15 protein-coding genes are annotated in these 18,786 nt (G+C 60.3%); all 15 read right to left on the bottom strand.

The window, feature by feature from the left end:
* Nucleotides 1-133 precede the first annotated feature (133 nt).
* Nucleotides 134-1,288 carry a cell division protein FtsZ gene (gene ftsZ / locus FGQ67_RS01955; RefSeq protein WP_022094491.1) on the bottom strand — a complete coding sequence of 385 codons (1,155 nt, stop codon included), beginning with the start codon at nucleotides 1,286-1,288 and terminating at the stop codon, nucleotides 134-136.
* 199 nt (nucleotides 1,289-1,487) lie between these two features.
* Nucleotides 1,488-2,507, bottom strand: a complete 1,020-nt coding sequence (locus FGQ67_RS01960; protein ID WP_249934357.1) for a cell division protein FtsQ/DivIB — start codon at nucleotides 2,505-2,507, stop codon at nucleotides 1,488-1,490.
* Between the two features lie 193 nt (nucleotides 2,508-2,700).
* The gene (gene murB / locus FGQ67_RS01965) at nucleotides 2,701-3,612 is read right to left on the bottom strand and encodes a UDP-N-acetylmuramate dehydrogenase (protein WP_138339765.1); all 912 of its coding nucleotides are present in this window, start codon (nucleotides 3,610-3,612) and stop codon (nucleotides 2,701-2,703) included.
* A gap of 5 nt (nucleotides 3,613-3,617) precedes the next feature.
* Nucleotides 3,618-5,036: a UDP-N-acetylmuramate--L-alanine ligase gene (murC, locus tag FGQ67_RS01970; RefSeq protein WP_138339766.1), complete on the bottom strand. Its 1,419-nt coding sequence runs from the start codon at nucleotides 5,034-5,036 to the stop codon at nucleotides 3,618-3,620.
* Between the two features lie 97 nt (nucleotides 5,037-5,133).
* Nucleotides 5,134-6,249, bottom strand: a complete 1,116-nt coding sequence (gene murG, locus FGQ67_RS01975; RefSeq protein ID WP_138339767.1) for an undecaprenyldiphospho-muramoylpentapeptide beta-N-acetylglucosaminyltransferase — start codon at nucleotides 6,247-6,249, stop codon at nucleotides 5,134-5,136.
* Nucleotides 6,239-7,732, bottom strand: a complete 1,494-nt coding sequence (ftsW, locus tag FGQ67_RS01980) for a putative lipid II flippase FtsW (RefSeq protein ID WP_138339768.1) — start codon at nucleotides 7,730-7,732, stop codon at nucleotides 6,239-6,241. Before ftsW ends, murG begins: the two co-directional genes overlap by 11 nt.
* A gap of 36 nt (nucleotides 7,733-7,768) precedes the next feature.
* Complete coding sequence (murD, locus tag FGQ67_RS01985) at nucleotides 7,769-9,175, bottom strand: UDP-N-acetylmuramoyl-L-alanine--D-glutamate ligase (protein WP_138339769.1); 1,407 nt, start codon at nucleotides 9,173-9,175, stop codon at nucleotides 7,769-7,771.
* Nucleotides 9,176-9,184: 9 nt separating this feature from the next.
* Nucleotides 9,185-10,204 (bottom strand): phospho-N-acetylmuramoyl-pentapeptide-transferase, encoded by a 1,020-nt coding sequence (gene mraY, locus FGQ67_RS01990; RefSeq protein ID WP_006234262.1) that lies wholly within the window; start codon nucleotides 10,202-10,204, stop codon nucleotides 9,185-9,187.
* 3 nt (nucleotides 10,205-10,207) lie between these two features.
* Nucleotides 10,208-11,632, bottom strand: a complete 1,425-nt coding sequence (locus FGQ67_RS01995; protein ID WP_138339770.1) for a UDP-N-acetylmuramoyl-tripeptide--D-alanyl-D-alanine ligase — start codon at nucleotides 11,630-11,632, stop codon at nucleotides 10,208-10,210.
* Between the two features lie 126 nt (nucleotides 11,633-11,758).
* The gene (locus tag FGQ67_RS02000) at nucleotides 11,759-13,459 is read right to left on the bottom strand and encodes a peptidoglycan D,D-transpeptidase FtsI family protein (RefSeq protein ID WP_334202474.1); all 1,701 of its coding nucleotides are present in this window, start codon (nucleotides 13,457-13,459) and stop codon (nucleotides 11,759-11,761) included.
* Between the two features lie 182 nt (nucleotides 13,460-13,641).
* Nucleotides 13,642-14,112, bottom strand: coding sequence for a hypothetical protein (locus tag FGQ67_RS02005; protein WP_138339772.1), 471 nt, complete (start codon nucleotides 14,110-14,112; stop codon nucleotides 13,642-13,644).
* Nucleotides 14,113-14,202: 90 nt separating this feature from the next.
* The gene (gene rsmH / locus FGQ67_RS02010) at nucleotides 14,203-15,168 is read right to left on the bottom strand and encodes a 16S rRNA (cytosine(1402)-N(4))-methyltransferase RsmH (RefSeq protein WP_117636014.1); all 966 of its coding nucleotides are present in this window, start codon (nucleotides 15,166-15,168) and stop codon (nucleotides 14,203-14,205) included.
* A 20-nt stretch (nucleotides 15,169-15,188) separates the two neighbouring features.
* Nucleotides 15,189-15,617 (bottom strand): division/cell wall cluster transcriptional repressor MraZ, encoded by a 429-nt coding sequence (locus tag FGQ67_RS02015; protein ID WP_249934358.1) that lies wholly within the window; start codon nucleotides 15,615-15,617, stop codon nucleotides 15,189-15,191.
* 468 nt (nucleotides 15,618-16,085) lie between these two features.
* Entirely contained in the window at nucleotides 16,086-17,027 is a 942-nt protein-coding gene (gene xerD, locus FGQ67_RS02020; protein WP_171025140.1) for a site-specific tyrosine recombinase XerD, read from the bottom strand.
* 2 nt (nucleotides 17,028-17,029) lie between these two features.
* The gene (locus FGQ67_RS02025) at nucleotides 17,030-18,691 is read right to left on the bottom strand and encodes a CTP synthase (RefSeq protein WP_006234274.1); all 1,662 of its coding nucleotides are present in this window, start codon (nucleotides 18,689-18,691) and stop codon (nucleotides 17,030-17,032) included.
* Nucleotides 18,692-18,786: the final 95 nt, after the last annotated feature.

Here is an 18,786-nt window from a genome sequence, read left to right on the forward strand (position 1 = left end):
TAAAGCCGTTTGTCTCCACCCGCGTAGCGGGTGGTTTAAAGCTGGCCGCTGCGCGGCCAGCAGACTAAAGTCTTGAATAAAAAGGGCGCGTCCATACGGACACGCTCCTGCGCACAACAATGCAAAGAACGACTTAGAAGCTACCGCGCTTCAGGAAGTCGGGAAGCTCGAACTGATCGTTGCCGAAGTTAGGAAGCTCGGTGCCACCGACGTTGCGGGTCGGAGCGGCCTGAGCCGGGCTCGTGGCAGGAGCGGTGCGCTGCGGCTCAGCGGAGGCAGCGGCCTTGCTCTGAGACTGCTGAGCAGCAAAGAGCTCGTCCTGACGGTTGACGTTGGAGTCGGAGAAGCCCGTAGCGATGACGGTGATACGCACCTGATCGCCCAGGGACTCGTCGACAACGGTACCGAAGATGATGTTGGCCTCGGGGTCGACGGCGTTGGCGACAACGTCGGCGGCGTCGCTGATCTCCTGGATGCCCAGGTCCTTGGAACCGGCGATGGAGAGCAGCACGCGCGTGGCGCCATCGATGGAGCTCTCGAGCAGCGGGCTGGAGATGGCCTGCTGGGCAGCGTCGACGGCACGGGTGTCCCCAGAAGAGGTACCGATACCCATCATGGCGGTACCGGCCTGCTTCATGATGGTCTTAACATCGGCGAAGTCCAGGTTGATGATACCGGGGACGGTGATGAGGTCGGTGATGCCCTGGGTGCCCTGGGAAAGGACGCCATCGGCAATCGCGAAGGCCTCGAGCATGGTGGTCTTCTTCTCGGCGATGTCGAGCAGCTTATCGTTAGGGATGACGATCATGGTGTCGACGCAATCGGAGAGGGTCTTAATGCCCTCCTCGGCGCTCTTCTTGCGCTTGCGGCCCTCGAAGGTGAAGGGCTTGGTCACGACGGCGACGGTCAGCGCACCGACCTCGTTCATCGCGATATCGGCAACGATGGGAGCAGCGCCGGTACCGGTGCCACCGCCCTCGCCGCAGGTGATGAACACCATGTCGGCGCCAGCGAGCGCCTCGGCAATGTCGTCGCGGGACTCATCGGCAGCCTTGCGGCCAACCTCGGGGTTGGCGCCGGCGCCCAGGCCGCGGGTAAGGTCGGTGCCGATGTGCACCTTGATATCGGCATCAGAGATCGCGAGTGCCTGAGCATCGGTGTTGATGGCAACAAACTCGACGCCGCGGATGCCCTCTTCGATCATTCGATTGACCGCGTTGGTACCGCCGCCGCCGACGCCGACCACCTTAATGACGGCAAGGTAGTTGTTGATCTCTGTCTCGTGCATGTCGGTCCTCCGAACAAAGGTTATAGCCATAGCATGGGTCGACCCCTGCGCACATTAACCTTCAGGTTGAAAGTAAATGCAAAGGTAAACCGTATTATGTTTGCACATTATGAACGTATCAGTCAAATAATTGACCGTGAAAACCAAACAAACCAGATAAACGGCGTGGTATGGCCCCTCAACAAAGCATCAACCAGCGCTACGAGGTCGGAGCGTTCCTAAATGTATAGTTACCCGGAGAGCGCACATTGATATACGTTACGCCCTCTACCTGCGAAAGCAACTTGGTGACTACGCGTTCCTTCTTGACGATATCGTCCGAATCGCCCAGCGACACCTCAATGCCGTTATTGAGGTTTGCCGAGATGGCTTCGACCGAAGGCGTGGAAATATCCTTGACTTGTCCCAAGAACTCGCTCGAAAAACCACGCACATAATCCAAGCCAGCCTTAACGGCCTTGGAGCTCACCGCCTGGCCGGAAACCGGAGCGACATCCGCCGAGACATCAGTCAACAACACCGCGCCATAGTGCTTAGCGAGCGCCAGCGCGGCATCAATGCCGGTCAGGGTATTTGAGCCCTGCCCCGTCGTGATGACGTTGCCCTGGTCATCCACTTCGACCGACGTCGACAGCGGGGCGATCCAGGTGTCATCATCCCCGATGGCCCAGGCAAGGTCATCGGAGCTGATATAGGCAATTGCGATGACCTTGCGCTCCATCGGCGTAATGATGAGCGTATGCGGGAACTGACGCTGGACATCTACGCCCGAGACCCACGGGTTCTGCTTGAGGTCCTCGGTAATCTGGTCGGGATCGACGTTAAAAAGCGACGTTCCCTCGGGCAAATCGATCAGCTGGATAGCATCGTGCTTCGTCACATGCTCGCTGCCTTGAATCTGAATATCAGTGGCGGTAAACAATCCAGAGTTAATCACCACGATGGCAACGACGACGAGCACGGCCAAGACGGCCAGAACGCCGCCAACGATTTTGCCTTTGCCTGTAACGACAGAAGCGGCGTCTGATGTTTTATTTACCATCGCCCCAAGTGAAGACAACGGGTTGACGCTTTTTTTACCCGAAGGCTTCTTGGCGGTAGCCGGCACCGATGTCAGCGAGCGCGGTTTCGATGCGCCCAGCGTGCGACCTGGACGCGGCGCTTTAGTTCCCGTCGAGGGCTTAGGAGTTGCCATGGGACGGGCAGGTTTGGCGCCCATAACAGGCTTTGACGTCACCGAGGGACGCGAGGACTTTTTTGCGGCCGGACGATTACCGAGCTGCGAGCCGACGACCGGACGACTGGCCTGTCGAGCATGCCCGACAGACTTAGAATGCGCGACGGTATTGCGTTGAGGTTTGGCAGGCGCGCCGGAACGCCCTCCGGCGCGGCGGAAGGTGGGTTTCGATGCTCTAGAAGCCGAGGAATTTAACTTCCGGTCTGAGCTCGATGCCATACGCCTCCCTCACCTTTCCGTGCACATGTCTGATAACCGCGGCAACGTCATCGGCCGAGGCAGTTCCGTTATTAACGATAAAATTAGCGTGAACGGGCGAAACTTCCGCGCCGCCAATCGAAAAACCCTTTAATCCACAATCCTCGATAAGCTTGCCCACACTCGCATCGGGCGGGTTGCGAAAGACCGACCCGCAGGATGCGCGACCCATGGGCTGCGTACGCTTGCGCCTCGTCAGGTACCGCTCCATGCGCTCGCGAATGTCGGCCTTGGGCGCCGGTTTAAGCTTGAGCACGCACTCGAGGATGATCTCATTGCGGGGAAGGCTACATTCGCGGTAGCCCCAAGTGATCTCGGACCCCGCATAATGTTTGATACCGGATACCGGGTCAAACGTTACGACATCCTCAACCAGCGAGCCAATCCACTCGGTCCGTGTGCCGGCATTCATAGATATCGCACCGCCGACCGAGCCAGGGATGCCAACGGCAAACTCAAGGCCCGAGAGGCTACGCGACAGGGCATCGTTGACCAGGCGCGCAAACATCACGCCCGCACCGACCGTCAGCGTACAACCGTCATCGGCAACAACCGTGCGCTGAAACTCACGTCCGAGCGAAATGACGGCGCCGCGATAACCGCCATCGGCAACCAGCAGATTGGAGCCCTTGCCGATGATGACCCACGGCACCTGCTCGCGATCGAGCACCGCCACGGCGCGGCGAAGGGCATGATAGCTATGGCACGTCACAAAGAGGTCGGCCTTGCCGCCGATACGATAACTCGTATGACGCGCAAGGCGCTCGTCCTCGATCACATCCGTGTCGATCATGCCCGAGAGCGCCATGACGGCGTTAAACAGACCCATTAGACTTAAGCGTCTTTCTTGGCAGTCAGATACTCGATAAACTCGGGACCGACGGTCGTAACGTCACCGGCACCCATGGTGAGCAGCAGGTCGCCCTCGCCCACCATCTGCTCGAGCTCCTGATTGAGCTCAAGACGGCTGGAGCAGTACACGACCTCCTTGCCAGGATGCTTGGCGCGCACGGTATCGGCGAGCATCTTAGAGGTAACACCCGGAATGGGCATCTCGCCAGCCGAGAACACATCAATCAGCAGCAGTTTATCGGCATTGGCAAATGCATCGGCAAAGTCGTCGCACAGGGCCTGCAGACGCGAATAACGGTGCGGCTGGAACACGACGTCGACATGCTTGTAGCCCAGCGACGAAGCGGCAGCAAGCGTCGCCTTGATCTCGGTGGGGTGATGGCCGTAATCATCGACCACGGTGATGCCATCGATATCGCCCACGTGGGTAAAGCGACGGCGGACGCCCTCAAAGCTCGAGAGCGCCTTGGCGGCGGCGTCGATGTCAAGGCCCAGAACATGGGCGACGGTGAGCACCGCCGTGGCGTTGAGCATGTTGTGGCGACCGGGATTGCTCTTGATCTCCACAGCGTGCTCAGTGCCGTCCTCAAAGCGAACGATAAAGTCGCTCTGGATGCCCTTGACATCCGGGTGCATGCAGACGATGTCGTTGCTCTCGGCAAAGCCGTAGGAAAGCACGTGACGGCCCGTCGACTTGGCGAGCTCGACCAGATGCGAGTCCTCACCGCAGACGATGACGGTGCCGTCCTCGCCCACCAGGCTCATGAATTTGGCGAAAGTCGCCTCGATCTCCTCGATACCCGAGTAGTGATCGAGGTGGTCGGCCTCGACGTTGGTCACAATGACCACGTTGGGGTTCAGGAACAGGAAGGAGCTGTCGGACTCGTCGGCCTCGGCGACAAAATAGTCGCCCGAGCCGTTCTTGCCGTTCGTGTCATAGCCCTCGACAATGCCGCCGATCAAGAAGCTCGGATCCAGACCCATGCGGTCGAGCATGGTGGCGCACATCGAAGACGTGGTGGTCTTGCCATGCGTGCCGGCAACAGCGACGGTGGTGTAGCCGTGGCCCAAAGCAGAGAGCATCTTGGCACGAGGCCACACGGGAATGCCCAGCTCGCGAGCGCGCACGAGCTCAGGGTTGGACTCCGGAATAGCGGTGGAGACAACAACCACGTCGGGCTTGACCTCGTCGATCGTGGCGGCCTCATGGCCCACATGCACCTTCACACCAGCGCGGGTAAGCTGGCGGATATAGCGTGACGTCTTAAGGTCGGAGCCGGTAACGGCATAACCGCGCTCGTGCAGAACGAGGGCGATGCCGCTCATGCCGGCGCCGCCGATACCGATAAAGTGGGCGCTCTTAAACTCGGGCGCGGAGGTTGCAGTCTGGGAATCAGCCATGTGCTCGTGTACTCCTTGCGTAAACACTGCCTGTAACCCGTTAACTGTACCGCACCTACCGCATCAGCGCGAGGGCGACCGACGATATCCCGTCTAACTAACGCAAACCCTCTACCGCATCCGCCAGAAGAGCGGCGGCCCTATCCTGAGCCAGACCACGCGCCGCCTGACGCATGGCGTCGCGTGCCGCCGCGTCATCGACCAGGTGCAGCAGCTCATCGGCAAAGGCAGAACCGTCGATATCGGCATCGGCGCAGAGCACGCCGGCCCCGGCGTCGACCAGATAACGGGCATTGGTGGTTTGGTGGTCGGCAGTCGCATGCGGGTACGGCACGAGCACCGAAGGCACGGCGAGCGCAGCGATCTCGGCCACGCTCGATGCGCCCGAACGCGAGAGCACCAAATCGGCAGCAGCCAGCATATCGCCCATGTTGTCGATGTAAGGCTGGACGCGGTAACGCTTCGCCTCCTCGGGCGTCAGCGCCAAAGCGCGCTCGGTCTCCTCAAAGCCGTCGGCACCCGTCGAATGCAACACATAGAGGTTCTTGCGCGAAAGCAGCTCGTTTTTGAGCGAAGCCACGCGCTCGTTGAGGTGCTGGGCGCCAAGTGAACCGCCAAAGACGAGCAGCAGCGTAGCGTCCTCGGGAACGCCAAGTGCCTTGCGGCCGCGAGCGCGATCGCCCTCGATCACCGAGCGACGTACGGGGTTGCCGGTCATGAGCACGTGGTCAGGGTCACCTTCGCGCTCAAAGACCGAACGCGCTGCCGGCACCGAGATGCACACGCGAGCGGCGTGGGAATTCATCATCTTGTTGGCCAGGCCCGGAACAGAGTTCTGCTCATGCAGCAGATACGGAACGCCCGCGCCCTTGCACCACCCCAGCAGCGGAACCTCGACATAGGCACCAAAACCAATGGCGGCATCGGGCTTGCCGACCTTTGAGAAATGATTGGCGAGCGCACGCTTGGCCTTATTGACACGCCACAGCGAGGTCAGCGCCGTCCAAGGACGGGAGCGGTCGAAGCCCGTGACCGTAATGGGCACAAAATCAAACCCAGCCTCGGGGACCAGACGACCCTCGAGCTTGCGCGACTGGCCCACGAACACAACGTGGTGGCCACGGTCACGCAGCTCTTCGGCCAAGGCGAGCGCGGGGTTGATGTGTCCTGCCGTACCGCCGGCTGCAATAGCAACGGTCATCTTATCGGTCATGGTAGTCCCTTCGTACACGCGGTCCCTGGTCGTCGGTGCGCAAGCGCGCCGACGGGTCCGAGTTCAAATCGATTCGATTATATCCGCCGCCCGCGTTGCGAGGGCTGGGGCGCTGAGGACGACCTTGCGGCGCCGTTCGCTGACGCGGGCGGGCTGCCGGCTCGGTCGCAGAGCCATCCAGGACGGTAAAACCGTTACGCGAAGAACGCTCGCCGCGCACGTGGGGCACGCCGGCGGTACTCTCATCCATAACGGCAAAGCTCTCACGTCGGCGGTCATACTCATCGCGGCGGGCGCTCTCGTACGAAACGCGCAGGATCAACCCGGCAAGCATGAGCGACACAATAATCGACGAACCGCCGTAGCTAATAAACGGCAACGGTTTGCCCGTCATGGGAAACACGTTGAGGATGCCCAGCGCGTTAATCAAAAACTGCACCGCGAGAATGACCGCGGAGCCAGACGCCATGAGCGCGCCCCGACGATCGGTCGCCTGCTCGGCAATGCGAAACGCCGAGTAGATCAGCATCGCAAACACCAAGAAGAACAGCACGGTTCCAACAAAGCCGACTTCCTCGCCAATGATAGCCAGGATGTAGTCATTGTGCGCCTCGGGCAGATACGAGTACTTCATGGTTGAGTTGCCGATGCCACGGCCGAACAGACCGCCCGAGGCAAAGGCCATGATGGCAAGCGTGGCCTGATAGCCGTCACCATACTCGTCGGCCCAAGGGTTCAAGGCAACCTGAATACGCACCATACGGTACGGCTCTGCGACAAGCGCAATCACGATCACGAGAATGCCGAAGATTAGCACGCCGATGATAAATCTGGGGTCGAGACCCGCAAACAACGCCATGCACATGAGGGTCAACAGGATGATCAGGACAGTACCGAAATCGGGCTGGATAAAGATCAGAAAGAGCGAAATGCCCAAGTAGATGCCCATCTTGCGAAGGAATTCGTTGATGTTGCCACCGGGCGAAAAGAAACGATCAAGCATGATGGCCGAATACGCAATGGCAAATGGCTTTAAAAACTCGGAAGGCTGGAACTGAATGCCGGCAATGTTGAGCCAGCGCGTGGCGCCACGGCTGCCGCTACCCACCAAGAACACCAGAAACAGTAGCCCTATCATGCCTATGAGGAAGATCCTGAGCACGTCCTCCCCAAACCAGCTGTCCGGCAAAACGCGCACGATGGCAATCAGTGCCAGAACACCGACCACGGCAAACGCGGCCTGTCGACCCAGAAAAAACGTCGCCGAGCCATTCTCGTGCAGCGCCTCGACCGAAGACGCCGAGTACACCATCAGCAGGCCAAAGCATACCAAGGTAAACAAGCAGGCCATGAATATCAAACGGGGGCGCATGATACGGGCGGGAACGCCGGCAATATAGCGTTCGCTAAACGACTGCCCGCCGCGGCTGGAACGCGGTGTGGTGCGACGTGAGGAAGCACGGTCCGAGTCGGGCCTCCTCATACCTTGTCGGGGGCTCTCCTCTCTCACCGGCAACCCCTATTCCATTTGTGATTTCGCCGCAGCGGCAAGCTGAGCCACATAGTCCTTAAACACGCGGCCGCGCTCCTCATAGCCCGAGAACTCATCGAACGAAGAGCAGGCAGGAGAAAGTAAGATCACGTCACCACGGCTCGACAACGAACGGGCAACGTCCACGGCGTCGCGTAGGCCATCCGCCTGGGCGATATCCACATCGCCATCGACATCGGCCTCGTCCATAGCGGCGGTGAAGCGCTCGCGCGCATCGCCAAAGCAGACGACCGAGCGTACGTTATCCATAACAACGCGCGCGAAGTCCGTGAGCGGCGTGCCCTTATCGTGGCCGCCGAGCAGCAAGATCACGTCGTCATCGGGAAATGCCGTCAGTGCCTTCTCGACCGCATCGGTGTTGGTCGCCTTGGAATCGTTGACGTAGCGCACGCCGTCAATCTCGCCACACGGCTCCACGCGGTGCTCGAGCGGCTGGAACGAGGCCAGACCGCGGCAGACACCGTCGACATCGGCACCGACTGCCAAGGCAGCCGTAGCAGCGCACAGGGCATTGATAACATTGTGATGGCCCGAGATCTTGAGCTCGGATGTAGCGATGAGCGGGGTCTCGACGCCCTTCAGACGCACGATCATCTTGCCATCGCGCACAAAGGCGGCATCCTCGCCCTCAGGCTCGTCAAAGGCAACCTTGCAGATGCGACGACCCGGCGTGTAGATGTACTCATCGAACTCGTGAATGCCGGCGTCTTCGACGTCGACAACCGCCAGATCGTCATCGACCATATTGTCAAACAGTTTGATCTTGGCAAGCGCGTAGTTCTTATGGCTCTTATGCCAGCCCAAGTGGTCGGGAGTGATGTTGAGCAGCACCGCCACGCGAGGGTGGAGCTCGGTGGTCGTAGCAATCTGATAGCTCGAGAGCTCAGCCACAAACCACTCGTTGTGGGCTCGGCCGTCAATCTCGTTGACCGGTGGCTCGCCTATGTTGCCGACAGCAACGCTGGCCTCGCCGGCAGCCTTGAGCAGATAATCAGTCAGCGACGTGGTGGTCGTCTTGCCGTTGGTGCCCGTAATGGCAATCCAGTTATCGGGCGACAGGCGATAGGCAAACTCGGGCTCACCCATAATCTGGGCGGCATGCTCGCGCCCGGCCTTAAAGAAGCCCGAGAACTCCGAGATGCCCGGGCACGTCACGCATACGTCATAGGCGCCCTCGACCTGTTCGGTCCCATAGACAAACGACGCACCAGCAGCCTCGAGCGCACGCGTGGCGTCATTGGGCTCAGAGGTGCCGCCGCCATGCACGGTAACGGCGCTTACGCGCTCGGGATGTGCCAGCGCCCAGCGGGCGACATCGAGACCGGATTTGCCCTGACCCAAAACGAGCAGGCTAAAGACATCAGCAAGAGGCATGAAAGACCACTATCCCAACTGGAAGAACAAAGCAAGGCCAACGGCACCAAAGGCCGCAGCGATAATCCAAAAACGGATGACGACCTTGGTCTCGGCCCAGCCCTTCTTTTCGAAATGATGATGGATGGGCGCCATAAGGAAGACGCGCTTGTGCGTAAAGTGGAAGTAGACAACCTGAATCATGACCGACAGGGTCTCAACGATAAACAGGCCGCCGATGATGAGGGAGACGACCTCGGTGTTGGTCATGATGGACGTGCAGGCAAACGCGGCGCCCAGGGCAAGCGAGCCGGTATCGCCCATAAAGATGCTCGCCGGATAGCAGTTGAACCACAGAAAGCCCAAGCAGGCACCGGCACACGCGGTGCAGAAGATGGACAGGTTCACGTCTCCGTGCAAAAACGCCATGGCAGCCATGGCGAGCATGGCAATCATGGAGGTGCCACCAGCAAGACCGTCAAGGCCATCGGTCAGGTTCACGGCATTAGAAAGACCGGCGATCATCAGCCAGCAAAAGACAATGTAGAGCCACGGGAACGAAAGGCCGCAGATGGTGGTCGAAAGAACACCGAGGTCAATCGTCAGGCCGCCGGGAAAACGAATCTCGGGGGCGACGCCGCACCAGTTGACGGCAAGTACCGTAAAGGTGACACAGATAATGGTTAGGCCGATCATCTTGGCATGAGGCGTCAGACCGAGCGAGCGCCCATGCGTAACGGAGGTCAGGTCGTCGATCAGGCCCAGCACGCCGGTCGCCAGCGTGGCGAGCAGCACGAGCACGAGCTCGGTGGTGAGCTTGCCCATCAGCAGGCAGGTCAGCGAGATCGCGACGAGGATGACAACGCCACCCATGGTGGGCGTTCCCTGCTTAACCAAATGACGCTTGGGGCCGTCGGCACGAACCTGCTGGCCGATACCCTCGACCTTGAGCAGCTTGATCCACCACGGCATGAGCAGCAGCGCAATGGCAGCGGCGATGCCAAGCCCCAAAAAAGCCTGATACGTTGGATACGAGGGATTGCCGAACATGGGCTAGCACACACCTTCCACAAAGCGGTCGAGCTCAACAAAGCGGGAACCCTTGACCAGTACAACATCATGTTTTTCAAGCGCGCCGCCCATGCGGTCGAGCACCTGCTGATAATCGGAGAACACCTGGATGCGGTCCTCGTCCATACCCATCATGCGCGCGGCATCGGCCATAAGCTGGGCCAGCTCACCACCCACGCACGCCAGCATGTCGAGCTTCTTGGCGGCGGCATAGGCGCCCACGAGCTCATGCATGCGAGGAGCCTCATCGCCCATCTCGCCCATCTCGCCCAGGATCGCCATGCGAGACCCCGTGCACGAAAGCGAGCACAGCAGATCGAGACCAGCAGCCATGGATTCGGCGCTGGCGTTATAGGAGTCATCGATGACGCGGGCACCGCTCTTGGCGCGCTTGATCTCCTGGCGGTGACCGGTGATCGTGAGGCCCCTAAAGGCAGCATCGACCTGCTCGGGCGTCACGCCCAGGCGATAGGCAACTGCGGCGGCCTTAACGGCATTTGGGACGGACTGCACGCCGGGGATGGCAAGCATGGTATCGATCGTCTCACCCTGGCCAAAATCGAGCGTAAAGACCGGACGGCCCTCGTCATCAACACGAATGTCGCGGGCGCGGACCTCATCATCGTCCGAGACGCCGGCCAGCATCACGTCGATACCAGCAGGCTGGGCGAACGTATCGCGAATGAACGGCGTAAAGTCGTCCTCGCCGCCCAAAACCAGCAGCGGCAAGAAGTCGCCGGCGGCGCACATACCCTGGACAATCTCGGCCTTAGCGCGGGCGATGTTCTCGCGGCTGCCCATAATGCCGATATGAGAGGTGCCGATCTTGCTCACGATGGCAAGGTTGGGATTGGCGGACTGGGACAGGCGCTCAATCTCGTGGAAATGGTTCATGCCCATCTCGAGCACCAGGACCTCGGTATCGGCCGGAGCGGAAAGCACCGTGAGCGGCATGCCGATCAGGTTATTGAAATTGCCCTTGGTGGCCCAGACACGATAGCGCTTGGCGAGCACGGCGGCGAGCACGTCCTTGGTCGTCGTCTTGCCGATGGAACCGGTAATGCCAACGACCAGGCAGCCAAGCTCCAGGCGATACGTGTGCGCCAAACGCAGCAGAAACTCCTCGGGATCATCGGTCAGCAGGATGGCGCATTCCTTGTCCTGTGCCAGCGAGACCAGCTCGGCCTCGGGCTCACGCGTCATCACGACGGCGCCGGCACCCGACTGGACGGCACGGGAAGCAAAATCATTGCCGTCAACGTTTTCACCGGGAAAGGCGACGAAAATCGTCCCTTCCTCGACCTGGCGCGAGTCGATAACGCACCCGCGGCATACCCGATCGGCTTCTCCCGTCACGGTTCGGGCCCCTGTTGCGGCCGCGAGGTTGTTGACGGCGATCTCTATCATTGCAGCTCCCCTGTAAACCTAATAATGCTATCGGCGTATTGTATCCCAGCGCCGCACATGCGTGGTGCAGGGCATGTGAACACCCTCATATGGGACAACAAACCACGCCCCAAAGATTGTAACCCCCTACTTCGTGTGCGGGATACCCAGCACGTCGAGCGCGTTGGCCATAATGGACTGGAACGGCACCGCAGCGGCATCTGAGCCGCTCGGCGTTCCGTCGAGCGTGATATAGCACAGCACCTTGGGCGATTGTGCCGGTGCAAAGCCCATAAAGGACGACATGTAGTTCTCCTTGAGGTAGCCGCCGTTCTCGTCGGCACGTTCGGCTGTACCGGTCTTACCCGCCACGTCATAGCCGTCAACCGCGCCGCCAACGCCCGTTCCCTCGGACACGACCGTCTGCATGCACGATGTCACCTGGGATGCGGCGTCCTCAGAAATCGCGCGCTCGCCTTCGCCCCAGTCCTTCTCGTCGCCTTTGCTGGACTTATAGAAGTGCGGTGTCATCATCACGCCGCCGTTGGCGATGCCGCCCACGGCACGTGCGATCTCAATCGGCGAGACGGACAGTGCCTGTCCAAAGCTCATCGAGCCCAGCGTGGCGCCGTCATACTGGTCACGCTCCTTGACGATACCCAGGCTCTCTCCCGGAAAATCGACACCCGAGCTGTGACCGATGCCCCACTTGTCCACATAGGTGGCAAAGTCGTCGGCACCGATCTTGCGCCCCACCAGGACAAAGCCCACGTTGGACGAACGGCGCATCATCTCGCGCACATCCATGGTCATGGCATAGTCGCGCTTGTCGGCATCGGTGACGGTATCGTCGCCCACCTTGATGCTCGCCGGCACCTCAAACGACGTACTCGATCGCACGACGCCCAAGTCGAAGCCGGCGCCCGCCACGAGCGTCTTAAAAACCGAGCCGGGCTCGTAGGCGTCGGTGACCAGGCGCAAGTTCATATCCTCGGTCTTGGCATTCTCCAGATCGGTCTGGTCGTAGGTCGGGTACGAGCAGGCTGCCAAGATCTCGCCTGTCGTAGGATCGGTGACCAGCGCCGAGCCGTTCTTGGCCTTAGTCTTCTCAACTGCCTCTGCCAGGGCATCCTCGGCCGCACGCTGGATATTGACGTCGAGCGTCGTCACGATATCAACGCCGTCGACCGCAGCCACCTTTTTATAGGCACCGCCCGCGATATAGCTGCCGTCCCTCGCGCGCTCGCGTACGAGAGAACCGTTCGTGCCGGTCAGAAGCTTGTTGTATTGCTTTTCGAGACCCGTCAAGCCGTCGTTGTCTACATTCACTACACCCAGCACCTGCGATGCCAGATTGCCGTATGGATATACGCGCTTCATGGCCTGCTCAAAAAGCACGCCGGGCAGGTTCTTCTTCTCCAGCGCCGCAACATCGTCTTCGTCCACCTGGCGCTTGATATACACCCAGGTTCCATCGGACTCAACGAGCTTGCGGCAGGTCTTTTTATCGATTCCAGTTGCCTTGACCAGCGCCGACACCGTCTTGTCAACATCCTCGACAAGCTGCGGGTTCACGGCGATGTTGCGACATTCGACCGACGACGCCAACACGTTGCCGTTGCGGTCGTAGATGGTGCCGCGTTTGGCATAGAGGGTCTGCGCAAGCAGGCGGCGCGCATCGGCACGCTCGCGCAGTTTATCGGCTTCGACAATTTGATAGTCGGCAAGGCGAAAGACGCCCAAGCCCAAGCCAAGCCCGATGAAGCCCATGACGGCTTTGCGGCGAGGCAGAGGCGCGCCTGTGAGCCATTCGGTCGACGAACTCTTGCGCGACCTGGTGTTATGCACTTGAGGGCCGCCCGAGCCGCGAAGTCGCGACGCCGGGTCGTTGCCACGGGACTGCTCGGCGTTGTAAGATTGCCGACCCGTTCCTTGATAACCAGAACGTCCCCGCGACGAGGGACGTCCAGAACCGCGGCCCCCATCGGAACCGCGGCGATAGTCATTTGTCATACTCAGCTACCGTCTTGCTACTGAGCGGTCGCGGTCGCGTTGGCGCCCGCGGCTGCATCCTGCGAAAAGTCAAGTGTAACGCTCTCGCTGGGCTCCACCATGCCATAAGCGCCCGCAAGGTCGCGAATGCGCGTGTCGGCACCATAGACCGAATGCATGACCTCCAGGTCGGAGCTCTCATCGGTCGCCTTCTCGAGCGTGTTGGTAAGCGCGGCGTTGCTGTTGAGCACCTGGGCCGTAACGCCGGCGAGCGCCACACGGGCGACACCGATCGTCATGAAGATGGCCGCAATGATGCAAAACGTTTTAAGAACGCTCATGAAAACCGGGCTTACCGCCTGGTTTGCCTGACGGCCCGCGCCGGTGTAGACATCAAAGCGCGGCATGCGCTGCTCGCGGGGAGCAACGGGAGCCTGCGGTGCCTCACGATAGGCGGGCATGGCGTTCATATCATAGGCGAGTGCTGCGTTTGAGGTGTTGTAGCCCATGATATGCCGCCTCCCATCCCGAGTACGTTGGTAGTGTGTTTAAGCTTCGTTTGTGGTACGAGCGGGAGGTCCAATATCGCGCGGTCGCGTCTACAGACGCTGCGCCACGCGGATCTTGGCTGATCTCGCCCGAGGGTTGCGCGCAACCTCATCGGGTTGGGCAACCAAGGGTTTGCGGGTGATGACCTTGAGTATCGGCACGTTGCCGCACACGCACACCGGAATCTCCGGCGGACACGTGCACCCCTGGCTCATCTCCTTAAAGTGGTTCTTTACGATACGGTCCTCGAGCGAGTGATACGAGATGACGCAGATGCGTCCACCCGGGTTGAGCCACCTTGTGGCGGCGTCAAGCCCTCGCTCGAGCACATCGAGTTCGTGATTGACCTCGATGCGAATGGCCTGGAAACTTTTCTTGGCTGGGTGTCCGCCATGCCGACGAGCGGCAGCGGGGATACCAGCCTTGATGATCTCGACAAACTGACCGGTGGTTTCGATCGGCTCATGCTCGCGGCGGCGCACGATCTCACGCGCGATCTGCGAGGCGAACTTCTCTTCGCCATAGACGCGTAGAATCCGGGCGAGGTCGTGTTCGTTATAGGTGTTGATGACCTCAGCTGCGTTTAAGGTGTTGTTACCCGGATCCATCCGCATGTCCAATGGGGCGTCCTCGTTGTACGAAAAGCCCCTGCCAGGGATATCGAGTTGCGGCGACGAAACGCCCAAGTCGAACAGGAAGCCATCGACCCCGGGCACCTCGGCCGAGCAAAGCAGCTCGTCCAAGTCGCCGAAGTTGCCCTTCAGCAGCTGGTGCGGTACGCCGGGAACCTCGCGGTCCAGACGGGCGCCAGCGGCCTCGAGGGCCATGTCGTCCTGATCGACGCCGAGCAAAAGGCCGGTCTCCCCCACCTGCGCGGCCATCTTTACCGAATGGCCGGCACCGCCAAGGGTGCAGTCGCAGACGACGGAACCGCTCTTTAGCTGCAGCGACTCAAGCACTTCGCCGAGCATGACAGGTTCATGCCGATATTCTTGTGTCAAGATCCCACGCTCCATCCGTTACTCGTGCCTTGCCCTTACGAGAAGAAGAGGTCCAGCAGGGCCTCGTCATCATCGTCCTCATCGGCCGTAGCGCGGTCCCAAACCTCAAGGTGGTCGTAGTTGCCCACAACCGTGACCTCGCGGTCGAGGTTCGCCTGCTTGCGGAGAGACTCAGAAAGACCGATACGACCCGCGCTGTCCACATCCATCGACGTGGTGCGCTTGTTGATCGCCCTCATGAGCTTCTGGTCGTTGATGTCACGCGGGTTAAAACCCTCGTGGCCCTCACGACCCGCGAAGAGTCCTTCGACCCACTTATCGAAGGCCTCGGCAGAGAACACGTACAGAGCATCGACATCCAGGGCTTTAAACACGCGAACGTGCTCTCCAAGCTCCTCACGAAGGGGTGCAGGCAGGGATAGACGACCTTTTGCATCGAGATTGCGCTCGTATGCACCCGTCATTCCCATGTGCGCCCTCCCCTCGGTTACTCAGATGGCACGTACGCGGGGAACCACCCCGCCTGTCGACGTCATCAATAATATGGGGAACCGCCCCATTTTTCAACACCTTTCCCCACCCCTTCCCCCACCCCACCCCACCACTACACCCCCAATATGTTGTAAAACACCCCCGAGCATATGTTCGAAAACACAATATGTTGTGTTTGCAGCAAAGGCGGGATGCCACCTGTAGAACCACGCCCGCGAACCTCAACCTTCAAGTTGACCTTGAGGCGATTTTTACGTCCCTTTACACACCGTTCACATCGTCCCCAAACTCCCCCACCCAAGGCACGTGCGGCCCACCACCGCGACGCCAAGTGGCGAAAAATGGGACGGGCCCCAGATTGCCCATGCGCGCGCAAAAGCACGCCGTGGCAATCTGGGGCCCGTCCCCAAATACCTATAAATTTGCAGGTCAGCGATGAGTTAACGATGCGCCAGCGGGTGCGCCGCCAGATAGACCTCGGTCAGTTGCGTACGATCGACATGCGTGTAGACCTGCGTGGTCGATATATCGGCATGTCCCAAGATCTCCTGTAGCACACGGAGGTCTGCGCCGCCCGCAAGCATATGGGTGGCAAAGGAGTGACGCAGCGTATGGGGATGGAGTCCCACCAGCCCCACCTGGCGCCCATAGCGCTCACAGATGGCATGGATGCCCTGGCGTGACAGACGGCGGCCGTTCTTATTTAAAAAGACCGCCGAGGTCTCGGTTCCGCGGGCATGGGCCGCCAAGCGGGAACGCCCCTCAGTTACATAGAGCGTCAGAGCTCGCGCCGCGCTTCCCACCAGCGGTGACAGGCGTTCCTTTGAGCCCTTACCGCGAACGAGCACAAAGCCATCGTCGATATGGATATCGCCCACATCGAGCCCCACCAACTCGCTCACACGTAAACCGCATCCGTAGAGCACTTCCAAGATGGCATGGTCGCGCAAGCCCATCTCGCCCTCGGGAAAGTCTTGATCGAGCAGCGCCGAGACATCCTCCACCGATAGATACTCCGGCAAACGCTCAGCCTTTTTAGGCAGGCGCAACGCCGCCGTTGGATTTTGGGCCACAGCCCCATCGCGCACCAAAAAGGCATGCAGGCCCTTCACGGCCGCAAGCGCACGCTCCACTGAGGCATCGGAATAGCCCCCATCGCGGCGATCGGCAACAAAGCCCTCCACGACCTGACGAGTCACCTCTTCAAAAGACACAATACCCGCCCGCTCCAGATAGGCGCAGTACGTCGTCAGGTCACGACGATAGGCCGCAATCGTGTTGCGCGCCAAACCCCGCTCGACCGCGAGGTAATCGAGATACTCCCCCGCCGCCACGGCGAGCGACGAGGGAGTAGCTTCGGTATGTTCCTTATTCGCCGGCACCCTTAGTCCGTAGCGAGGTTCATGGGCGTCACCTGCAGACGGTCGACACCCTCGTGCTGGCCGATCGAAGCGCGCACGAACTCGCGGAACAGCGGCTGCGGGTTGGTCGGGCGGCTCTTGAACTCGGGATGAGCCTGGGTTGCCACATACCACGGATGCACGTCGCGCGGCAGCTCGACCATCTCGACCAGGCGCTCGTCGGGCGACAGGCCCGAGATAACCAAACCGGCGTCCTCGAGCTGGTCGCGGAAGGCGTTGTTGAACTCAAAGCGATGACGGTGACGCTCGTAGACGAGTTCCTCGCCATATGCCTCGCGAGCGAGGGTATCGGCGGCGAGCTTGCACGGATAGGCGCCCAGGCGCATGGTGCCGCCCTTCTCGGTCACGTCCTCCTGCGAGCTCATCAGATCGATGACGCTATACGGGCCATCCGGATCGAACTCGGAGGAGCTGGCGCCGGCAAGGCCGACGACGTTGCGCGCAAATTCGCACACGGCCACCTGCATACCCAGGCAAATGCCCAGATACGGAATCTTGTGCTCACGGGCAAACTCGGCCGCGAGGATCTTGCCCTCCAGGGCGCGCTTGCCAAAGCCGCCGGGGACCAGGATGCCCGAGGCGTCGCCCAGAACCTCGGAGACATTCTGCTCGTCGAGGCTCTCGCCGTCGACCAGCTGGACGTCCACATGGCGATCGTAGAAGACGCCCGCATGGTGCAGGGCCTCGATAACCGACAGGTACGCATCGGGCAGCTGCGTGTACTTGCCCACGACGGCGATCTTCACCTTGTCGGCGTGATGGTTGGCGTGGTTCTGTTTGCGCAGGAACTCGTTCCACTCGCTCATGTCGCGCTCACGCGGGTCCAGACCCAGACGCTCGCAAATGCGCAGGTCAAAATCCTGCTCGGCAAGCAGCTGCGGAACATCGTAAATGCTCGCGCAGTCCTCGTTGGTAAAGACGCAATCGGTGTCGACGTCGCAGAAGCTTGCGATCTTTCCGCGGATAGCGTCATCGATATGGTGGTCGGAGCGCAGCACGATGATATCGGGCTGGATGCCAAAGCTGCGGAGCTCCTTGACGGAATGCTGCGTGGGCTTGGTCTTGACCTCGTGGGCGGCGGCGATATAGGGAACGAGCGACACGTGGATATAGCAGACGTTCTCGGGGCCGGCCTCCTTGCGGTACTGACGGATGGCCTCGACAAACGGTTGGGACTCGATGTCGCCGATCGTGCCGCCCAGCTCGGTGATGACTACATCGGAGCCGGTCTGCTCCTCGATGCGGCGGAACTTGTCCTTAATGGCATTGGTGACGTGAGGAATCACCTGCACGGTACCGCCCAAAAAGTCGCCGCGACGCTCGCGGGCGATCAAGCTCTTATAGATGGCGCCGGTCGTAAAGTTGGAATCGCGGGTCAGGTTCTCATCAATAAAGCGCTCGTAATGACCCAGGTCCAGGTCGGACTCGTAACCATCCTCGGTAACGAAGACCTCACCATGCTGGAAGGGGCTCATGGTACCGGGGTCGACGTTCAGATACGGATCGGCCTTCTGCATCGTTACTTTGTAGCCACGCGACTTGAGCAGACGGCCCAGCGAGGCCGCGGTGATACCCTTGCCCAGGGACGAAACCACGCCACCGGTTACGAACACATGCTTGGTCATATTGAGTTACCTGCGCTTCCCGTAGAAGTTGTTTATCCACATCTTACGGGTCTTCATTGTAATACTCGCGCCGCGGACCGTTCGCAATTTTTCTC

The sequence above is a fragment of the Collinsella aerofaciens genome, assembly GCF_005845035.1.
Lineage (GTDB): Bacteria > Actinomycetota > Coriobacteriia > Coriobacteriales > Coriobacteriaceae > Collinsella > Collinsella aerofaciens_I.